The organism is Polyangium fumosum (assembly GCF_005144585.1).
In the GTDB taxonomy this organism is placed as follows: domain Bacteria; phylum Myxococcota_A; class Polyangia; order Polyangiales; family Polyangiaceae; genus Polyangium; species Polyangium fumosum.
In genome coordinates this window covers 1-10,257 of the sequence record NZ_SSMQ01000149.1, presented here as the reverse complement: position 1 = coordinate 10,257, position 10,257 = coordinate 1, and the positions used below count along the sequence as shown (strand labels likewise).

Below are 10,257 nucleotides of genomic sequence, written 5' to 3'. Positions count from 1 at the left end.
GTGCGACGGGGCTGGGGAAGATGGCTTCGGTGGCGCTCCCCGAGGAAGCTGCGCGTGCGGCCTTGGAGGGGATGGCGAGCCGGCTCGCGATTGCAGCGGTCAACGATCCGGGTTCTGTGGTGCTCGCGGGAGAGGCGTCAGCGCTCTCCGAGGTTTTGGAGCGCCTGCAAGGCCAGGGCGTAGATTGCCGGATGCTGCGGGTGAATTACGCATTTCACAGCCCGGTGATGGCGCCGTTCGAGGGTGCGCTGGTGCAGGAGCTTGGGCGCGTGGCGGTGGGGCACGCGGCCCGGAGGATGTACAGCACCGTCACGGGCGAGCAGATCAAGGGTGAGGACCTCGGCGCCGGTTATTGGGGGAAAAACCTGCGGGAGCCTGTCCAGTTCGCGCAGGCGATCCGCTCTGCCGTACGAGATGGGGACCGCGTCTTCGTGGAGGTCGGCCCGCACCCGGTCCTGTCGAGCAACCTGGAGCAATGCCTCGCGGCGAGCGGGGAGAGCGGCCAGGTCGTGGGGTCGCTGCGGCGAGAGCGTGACGAGCAGCGTACGATGTTGCTGTCGCTGGGAGCGCTGTACGCGGGAGGGTATCCCGTGGAATGGCAGCGGCATTATCCCGGGGGAGGGCAATGCGTGCTGCTGCCGACGTATCCGTGGCAGAGGCAGCGATACTGGATGGATGCTGGGCGTGGGACGCGGCGCGCGGAGGCGTCGGGACACCCGCTGCTCGGGGAGCGTTTGCCCGTTGCCGGTGCAGGAGCGGTATTCGATAGCTCGCTGGGTGTCGAGGCGACGCGATATCTATCGGATCACCGGATTTTCGAGCAAGCGGTAATGCCGGGGACGGCGTTCCTGGAGCTTGCGCACGCAGCGGCGGCAGCGCATGGGGGCCCGGGGCAGCACCGGGTGAAGGAGATGGTGCTGCAAACGCCGATGGTGCTGCCGGAGGACGGGGAGCGGCGGGTGCAGGTGGTGCTGTCGGACGGGCCGGAGGGCCTGGGGGTGGCGATCTACAGCCAGCCCGGGGCCGCGCTTGCAGGCGATCCGTGGACCGAGCACGCAATCGGGCGGGTACAGCCGTGCCTCGAGGAGGCGGAGCCTCCGGCGATCGATCTCGCGGCGGCGCGGAGGCGTTGTCGCACGGCGGTGGCGGTGGCGGAGCTTTACGCGCAGTGGCGCGCGGTGCGGCATGATTACGGCCCCGCTTTCCAGGGGATGGTGGATCTCTGGTGCGGCGAGAACGAAGCCGTCTCCCGGGTTTCATTGCCCGCGGAGGCCGGCGACGACGGCGAGGCGTACGGCGTGCACCCGGCGCTCCTCGATGCGGCGCTGCAAACGCTCGGCGTGGCGCTGCGCCTGGAGTCGGCCGAATATGTCTACATGCCCTTCGAGGTCGAGGGCTTCACCGTGTGGCATCCGGGGGCGACGGCCGCGTGGGTGTATGCCCGCACGGAGACCGTGCCGGGCGCGCACGGGGAGATCGTCTCGGGCGACATCACGGTGCTGGACGAGCGCGGCGGCGTGCTCGCCGAGATGACCGGCGTGCGCATGAAGCGCGCCGAGATTGCGACGCTGCACCGGGCGCATGGGAAGGCGCCGTCGGGCTGGCTCTATCGGCTGTCCTGGCAGGAGGTCACGTCGGCGAGCGTCACGCAGGCGCCGTCGGGCACGTGGCTCGTGCTGAGCGCGGGCTCGTCGCTGGAATCGGGGCTATCGGCGCAGCTCCAATCGGCCGGGGCACGGTGTGTCACGGTGGCTTTGGGGGAAGGCGTCCGGCCTACGGCGGAGGGGCTAGGGGTTGCACTGGCGGAGATCAAAGCCGCGGGCGATCCATTGGAGGGCGTGGTGTGCCTGTGGGGGGCGCATCGGGCGGAGAACGGAGCGACCGCAGGCTCGGCGGAGGCGCTCGCGACGGTCGGGCTCCTTGTGGCGCAGGCGCTCGTGGCGCGCGAGGCGGCGCGTGCACCGCGCCTCCTGTGGGTGACCGAGGGCGCGCAGGCCGTACGCGCGGGAGAGCCGGTGGCCATTTCCGTGGCGCCGCTCTGGGGGCTCGGTCGGGTGGTGATGCAGGAGCACCCGGAGCTCGGGTGCTCGCTGATTGACGTGGAGCCCGGCGCGGCGCATGCGCTCGATTCGCTGTGGCAGGAGATCAAGGCGACCGACGGGGAGAACCAGGTCGCATGGCGCGCAGGGAAACGCCACGTGGCGCGGCTGATCAAGGCGGCGGCGGATCGCGGGCACGAGGTGGCGCGTCCCATGACGGACGCAGGGACGGTGCTGATCACAGGTGGGCTTGGCGCATTGGGGCTGCACGTTGCGAGGTGGCTCTGGGAGGAGCACCGCGTCGGGCATATCCTGCTCGTGGGCCGGCGTGCGCCGGAGGGAGAGCGCCTGGCCGCGGTGGAGGCGCTGCGTGCGGCGGGGGCGCGGATCACGGTCGCACAAGCGGACGTGTCCGATGCATCGGCGGTGCGGGCGCTGCTCGATGCGGTGCCGCCCGAGGTTCCGCTCCGCGGGGTGATCCACGCGGCGGGTGTTCTGGACGATGGCATTTTGACGCAGCAGAGCCCGGAGCGTTTCGAGCGAGTGCTCGCTCCGAAGGTGCGTGGCGCGTGGAACCTCCACGTCGAGACGCGGACGCTCCCGCTTGATTTCTTCGTGCTCTTTTCGTCTGCGACGTCGGTGCTGGGCTCAGCGGGACAGAGCAACTACGCGGCAGCGAATGCGTTCCTGGATGGGCTTGCGGCGCAGCGGCGTGCCTCGGGGCAGCCGGGGCTCAGCGTGAACTGGGGAGCGTGGGCCGAGGGAGGCATGGCGGAGGCGCTGGACGAGGTGCAGCGTAGCCGGCTCGCGCGGCAGGGAATGGGTACGATATTGCCCAAGGAGGGTCTCCGGCTGTTGGAGCAAGCGTTGTCGCGTCCCGAGGCGCAGCTCTGCGTATTGCCGGTGGATCTGCGGGTGCTGCGGCAATCGTTTGCAGGCGTGGTGCCGCCGCTGTGGCGCGGTCTGGTCGGGCAGCGGGCAGGGCGAGCGCCCGCGGCGAAGGGGTGGGCCGCGTCCCTTCTCGGGCTGGCGCCGGAGGCGCGGCTCGGGGAGATGGCAGCATCTGTACGTGCCGAGATTGCGAAGGTATTGGCGCTGGGAGCGCCGAGTGACGTGCCTTCGGAGCGCCCGCTGAGGGAGCTGGGGCTCGACTCGATGATGGCGGTGGAGCTGCGCAACGCGCTCGCCGCGCGTGTGGGCAGGACGCTGCCGGCGACGCTGGTATTCGATCACCCGACGGTGGAGGCACTTGCGCGGTATCTGCTCGGCCAGCTCCAGCCGGCAGAGAGCAAAAGCGCAGCGGCGCCCGCAGCGGTGGCGGCGCCGACGGAGGAGCCGATAGCGATCGTGGGAATCGGATGCCGATATCCAGGAGGCGTGAAGGACCTCGTGAGCTTCTGGCGGTTGCTGGAAGATGGCGTAGATGCGATCGGCGAGGTGCCCAAAGAGCGTTGGGACATTGACGCCTATTACGATCCAGATCCTGACGCGCCGGGGAAGATGACGACGCGGTGGGGCGGGTTTCTCGACGGAGTGGATGGCTTCGACCCGGGGTTTTTCGAGATCTCGCCGCGGGAAGCAGCGAGCATCGATCCGCAGCAGAGGCTGCTGCTGGAGGTGAGCTGGGAGGCGCTGGAGCGTGCAGGGCAAACGCCGTCGCGGCTGCTGGGAAGCGACACGGGCGTGTACATGGGGATATGCAGCAACGAATACCAGACGATGGCGCTATCGCAGCCCGAGACGATAGATGCGTATTCGCTGCTGGGGACGGCGCATAGCACGACGGTAGGTCGCCTGTCGTACTGGCTTGGGCTCAAAGGGCCGAACGTGCCGGTGGACACGGCGTGCTCGTCGTCGCTCGTGGCGGTGCACCTGGCGTGTCAGGCGCTCCGCGCTGGCGAGTGCTCGATGGCGCTCGCTGGCGGCGTCAACCTGACCCTGTCCCCCGAGACCACGGTCTATTTCAGCAGAGTGCGGGCGATGTCGCCCACGGGTCGCTGTCGCACCTTCTCGGCGGACGCGGATGGTTATGTGCGCGGCGAGGGGTGCGGCGTCGTCGTGCTGAAGAGGCTTTCGGACGCGGAGCGGGACGGCGATCCGATCCTGGCGGTGCTCCGAGGTACGGCCGTCAATCAGGACGGGCGAAGCAATGGCTTGACGGCCCCCAACGGCCCCTCGCAGGAGGCGGTGATTCGCCGCGCGTTGCAGCAGGCGGGCGTGGCGCCCGCGGCGGTCGGGTACGTGGAGGCGCACGGGACGGGCACGCCGCTGGGCGACCCGATCGAGGTGCAGGCGCTCGGCGTGGTGCTGGGTGAGGGGAGGCCGGCGGATCAGCCCCTCGTGATCGGCTCCGTGAAATCGAACATCGGCCACACGGAAGCCGCCGCGGGGGTGGCGGGGCTCATCAAGGCGGTGCTCGCGCTCGGGCAGCAATGCATCCCGAGGTCGCTCCATTTCGCAGCGCCGAACCCGCACATCGCCTGGGAGCACCTGCCGCTCAGGGTCGCCGCCGAGGCGATGCCATGGCCCAGGAACGGGGCGCCGAGGATCGCGGCGGTGAGCTCGTTCGGCATCAGCGGGACCAACGCCCATGTGGTGCTGGAGGAGGCCCCTCGTGGGGCCACGCCGGCGCCCGAGCCCGCCGCGTCCACGGTCGTCCCCCTCTCGGCGAAGAGCCCCGAGGCGCTCGCGGCGCTGGCCGACGATTACGTGCATTTCCTGGACGGAGCAGGCACGGCAGCCCGCCTCGACGATATCGCCTACACGGCAAGCGTCCGGCGTGCCCACCATGCGCATCGGCTCGCGGTGGTGTGCCGGACCCGGGAGGAGCTCCGTGCGTCGCTCGAGGGCTTCGCGCGCGGCGAGGCCGGCGCGGGCGTGGTGCGGGGCGAGGTGAAGCCCGGGGATCGGCCAAAGCTCGTGTTCGTTTATCCCGGTCAGGGATCACAATGGCTCGGCATGGGACGCGAGCTCTTCAAGCAAGAGCCGGTCTTCCGCGCCGCACTGGAGGCGTGCGACCACGCGATTGCACGGGAATCCGGGTTTTCGATCCTCGAGGAGCTCCACGCCGAGGCGGCCCTCTCGCGGCTCGCGCAAATCGACGTCGTGCAGCCGACGCTGTTCGCCGTTGGGGTGGCCCTCTCGGCGCTCTGGCGATCGTGGGGCGTGGAGCCGGACGTGGTGGTGGGGCACAGCATGGGCGAGGTGGCCGCCGCGCACGTCGCCGGGGTGCTCTGCCTCGCGGACGCAGCGCAGATCATCTGCCGCCGCAGCCGGCTTCTGCGCCGGGTGAGCGGCCACGGGGCGATGGCGCAGGTGGAGCTGTCGATCCGCGAGGCCGAGGAAGAGCTCCGCGGCTTCGAGGACAGGCTGTCCGTGGCCGTGAGCAACAGTCCGAGGTCGACGGTCCTGTCCGGCGATCCGGCGGCGCTGGAGGAGGTCATCGGCCGGCTCACGCAGCGCAACGTGTTCTGCCGGAGGGTGAAGGTGGACGTCGCCTCGCACAGCCCGCAAATGGACCCGCTGCGGGAAGAGCTGCTCACGGCGCTCTCGGACCTCACGCCGCGCGCGGCCGCGGTGCTGATGTGCTCGACCGTGACGGGCGGAATGGTGGACGGGGCGGAGCTCGGGCCGGCATACTGGGTCGACAACCTGCGCGCGCCGGTGCTGTTCTCGCAGGCCACGCAGCGATTGATCGGCGAGGGTCACACGCTGTTCGTCGAGGTGAGCCCTCACCCGGTCCTGCTGCCAGCCATCGAAGACGGATTGCAGGAAGGGGGGCGCGGCGGTGTCGCGCGCGCGTCGCTCCGGCGGGAGCAGGAGGAGCGAGGCGCCCTGCTATCGTCGCTCGGGGCGCTCCATGCCCATGGCTATCCGGTGAGCTGGGAGCGGCTCCATCCGGCGGGTGGGCAATGCTTGCCGCTTCCGACATACCCCTGGCAGCGGAACCGGTACTGGGTCGCGGCTGGGCGCGCGCTACGGGGAGCGACAGCGACGGGCCATCCGCTGCTGGGAGCTCGCGTGCCGATGGCGGGGGCTGGCGCGGTCTTCGAGGCGGTGCTGGGAATCGTGACGACGCCCTACCTCGCGGATCATCGCGTGCTTGGCCGCGTGGTGGTGCCGGCGGCGGCCGTGCTGGAGCTCGTGTACGCGGCGGCGCACGCAGGGGCGGAGCGCTACCGGATCGAGGCGCTCGTGCTGCACACACCGCTCCTGCTGCCGGAAACCGAAGCGCGTCGCGTGCAAGTGGTGCTCTCGGAGGCGAGCGCGGAGGGCATGACGGCGAAAGTCTACAGCCAGCCGAGTGGCGCGCCGCCGGAAGAGGGGTGGACAGCGCATGCGTCGGGGCTCGTTCGGCGGCTGTCCGGCGGGGCTGCACGCGCGGCGGTGGATCTCTCCTCGGTGCGTGCGCGATGCTGCAATCCAGTCCCGGTGGCCGAGCTGTATGCGGCGTGGCGCGACGCGGGGCTCGTGTGCGGGCCGGTCTTCCAGGGGATCACAGAGCTCGGGCGGGGCGACGGCGAGGCTGTATCGCGGGCCGTCGTGCCGGCGGAGGTGAGCGTCGAGGCAGAAGCGCATGGCATGCACCCGGCGCTGCTCGATGCAGCACTCCAAACCCTGAGCGCGGCGCTGGGCCTCGGCGCTGGGGCCGGCGCCGACGTCTTCATGCCGTTCGAGGTGGGCGAATTCATTCTATGGCAGGAGGGGGCGGCGGCGGCCTGGGTGCACGCGCGGAGGACGAGCGCGGCAGGCGTGGACGCGGACCTTTTGTCGGGCGACGTCACGGTGCTGGACGAGCGCGGCGAGGTGCTCGCGGAGCTCAACGGGGTGAGGCTCAAGCGCGCGGACGTCAACGCATCGAGGCGCACGGAGAAGGCGGCGTCGAAGGCCTCGCTGGTCGAGCTCACGTGGCAGGACGTGACACCGGCGAGCCCCGGGAAGGCGCCGGCGGGAGCGTGGCTCGTGCTCACGATGGGCTCTGCGCTTTCGGCGGGGCTCTCGGCGCGGCTCGAGGCGGCGGGAGCGCACTGCGTCACCATGGCTCCCGGGGATCTCGGCGCTGCGCTCACCGCTATCGATGCGGCGGGCGCTCCGCTGGAAGGGGTCATCGGCCTGTGGGGGACGGGGCGCGCAGCGGAGCCCGTGGGCGCACCTGCAGATCGGGTCGAGGCGCTCGCTGGGGCGGGGCTCGCGCTCGTTCAAGCGCTTCTTTCGCGTAGGGCGCCAGATGCGCCTCGTCTGCTTTGGGTGACCGAGGGCGCACAGGCCGTGCGCGCGGGAGAGCCGGTTGCGATCGCCGAGGCGCCGCTCTGGGGGCTCGGGCGGGTGGTGATGCAGGAGCACCCGGAGCTCGGGTGCACGCTGATTGATGTGGAGCCCGGCGCGGCGGATGCGCTCGATTCGTTGTGGCAGGAGATCCAGGCGACCGATGGGGAGAGCCAGGTCGCGTGGCGCGCGGGCAGGCGCCATGCGGCGCGGCTCGTCCATGCTTCCTCGGAGCGCACGCGCGCGGAGGCACTTTCCATAACAAGAGACGGGACGGCGCTGATCACGGGCGGGCTTGGGGCCCTGGGGCTGCACGTGGCGAGGTGGCTCTGGGAGGAGCACCGCATCGGGCATATCCTGCTCGTCGGCCGGCGTGCGCCGGAGGGAGAGCGCCTGGCCGCGGTGGAGGCGCTGCGGGCCGCTGGCGCGCGCGTATCGGTGGCGCAGGTGGACGTATGCGACGCATCTGCGGTGCGGGCGCTGCTCGGCGCATTGCCGCCCGAGCTGCCCCTCCGCGGCGTGATCCATGCGGCGGCAGCCCTGGACGACGGTGTGCTGCGGGAGCAGACCGCGGCCCGCTTCGCGACGGTCCTGCCGCCGAAGGTGCGGGGCGCGTGGAACCTGCACGTGGAGACGCGCGCGCTGCCGCTCGATTTCTTCGTGATGTTTTCCTCGATGTCCTCGCTGCTGGGGCCCGCGGGGCACGGAGCCTATGCGTCGGCCAACGCGTTCCTCGACGCGCTCGCCGCCGAGCGGCGGGCCGAGGGGCTGCCTGCGCTGAGCTTGAGCTGGGGCATGTGGGCCGAAGGCGGCATGTTCGAGAAGCTCAACCAAGCCCAGCGCGCGCGCCTGACGCGGCAGGGCGCCGGCGCGATCCTTCCGGTCGAGGGGACCGCGCTCCTCGGGCAGGCTCTCTCGCGACCGGAGGCGCATCTTGGCGCCCTGCGGCTGGATCTGCGGTCTTTGCGGCAGACGCTCGGGGCCACCGTGCCGCCGCTCTGGCGAGCGCTCCTGCCGTCGCGGGCCGCGCGCCCCCTCATGCCGGTCTCGGCTGGCTGGATCGCGCGCCTTGCCGCGCTCGCACCGGCGGCGCGCGTGGAGGAAATGGAGCGGGTCGTGCGGCTCGAGGTCGCGAAGGTGCTGTCCCTTCGATCTCCGGGCGAGCTGAGCATCCACCGCCCCTTCAAGGAGTTCGGGCTCGACTCCGTAATGGCGGTGGAGCTGCGCAATGCACTCGCGGCGCAGATGGGCAGCGTGTTGCCGGCGACGCTGGCGTTCGATTACCCGACCGTGGCAGCACTCGCCCGTCACCTGCTCGAGCAGATGGAGCTCACTGCGGCTTCGAATGCAGGGGTGACCATGTCCGCGCCTGCGCAGGACGAGCCCATCGCGATCGTGGGCATTGGCTGCCGGTATCCCGGGGGCGTGCGCGATCCAGAGGGCTTCTGGCGGCTCCTCGACGAGGGCGTGGATGCGGTCCGGGAGGTGCCCGCAGATCGCTGGAACGTCGATGACTATTACGATCCCAATCCGGACGCGCCAGGGAAGATGATGACCCGGTGGGGCGGCTTTCTGGACGAGGTGGATCGATTCGATCCGGGCTTCTTCGAGATCTCGCCGCGGGAAGCGGTCGGGATCGATCCCCAGCAGAGGCTGCTCCTGGAGGTGAGCTGGGAGGCGCTGGAGCGGGCCGGCCAGACGCCGGAGCGGCTCCTCGGCAGCGATACCGGCGTGTACATGGGGATCTGCAGCAACGAGTACCAGATGATGGCGCTCACCCGCCGTGCGGGCCTGGACAGCCATTCGCTGCTGGGGACGGCGCACAGCACGAGCGTGGGTCGCCTGTCGTATTGGCTCGGGCTCAAGGGGCCGAACATGCCGGTGGACACGGCGTGCTCGTCGTCGCTCGTGGCAGTGCATCTGGCGTGTCAGGCGCTCCGCGCTGGCGAGTGTTCGATGGCGCTCGCCGGTGGGGTGAACCTGATCCTGTCGCCGGAGTTCACCGTGTGCCTCAGCGGAATGCGGGCGTTGTCGCCGACGGGGCGTTGCCACACCTTCTCCGCCGACGCCGACGGCTTCGTGCGCAGCGAGGGTTGTGGCGTCCTGGTGCTGAAGCGGCTCGCGGACGCGCAGCGGGACGGCGACTCCATCCTGGCCGTGATTCGAGGGTCGGCCATCAACCAGGACGGGCGCAGCAATGGCTTGACGGCGCCCAACGGTCCCTCCCAGGAGGCGGTGGTCCGCCGGGCGCTCGCCCATGCGGGCGTCTCGCCGTCGGACGTGGGTTATGTGGAGACGCATGGGACGGGGACCCCCCTCGGCGATCCGATCGAGGTGCAGGCGCTCGCGGCGGCGCTCGGCGAAGAGCGCCCTGTGGATCGTCCCGTCCTCATTGGTTCGGTGAAGACGAACCTCGGTCACACGGAGGGGGCCGCGGGCGTCGCGGGGCTCATCAAGGCGGTGCTCGCGCTCCAGCACGGCAAGATCCCCCGATCGCTGCACTTCTCGGCGCCGAATCCCCATATTCCCTGGGGATCTTTGCCGGTGAAGGTGGCCGCGGAGGCGACACCGTGGCAGAGGAACGGCGCGCCGCGAATCGCGGGTGTGAGCTCGTTCGGTTTCAGCGGCACCAATGCCCATGTGGTGCTCGCGGAGGCGCCCGCGCCGGCGGTCGAGCGTACCGCGGTCGAATCGCTCACCCTTTTACCCCTGTCGGCGAAGAGCCCCGAGGCGCTTGCCTCCCTGGCCGAAGCATTCGGGAGCTTGGTGGAAGGGGGAGCTTCGTCTCTTCACGATATCGCGTACACGGCGAGTGTCCGGCGCACCCATTTCGAGCACCGTCTTGCGGTGGTGGGAGGCTCGCGGGAGGAGCTGCTCACGTCGCTGGCTGCGGTGGCGCGTGGCGAGGCGAGCCCGTGGGCGGCGCGTGGCGAGGCGAAGCTCGACGCGCGGC

At 70.7% G+C, this 10,257-nt stretch carries 1 protein-coding gene; it reads left to right on the top strand.

Annotated elements, in window-relative coordinates:
• Window positions 1-29 precede the first annotated feature (29 nt).
• Window positions 30-10,257, top strand: a 10,228-nt coding sequence (locus E8A74_RS50975) for a type I polyketide synthase (protein ID WP_269749952.1), incomplete at its 3' end; no start/stop codon positions are given.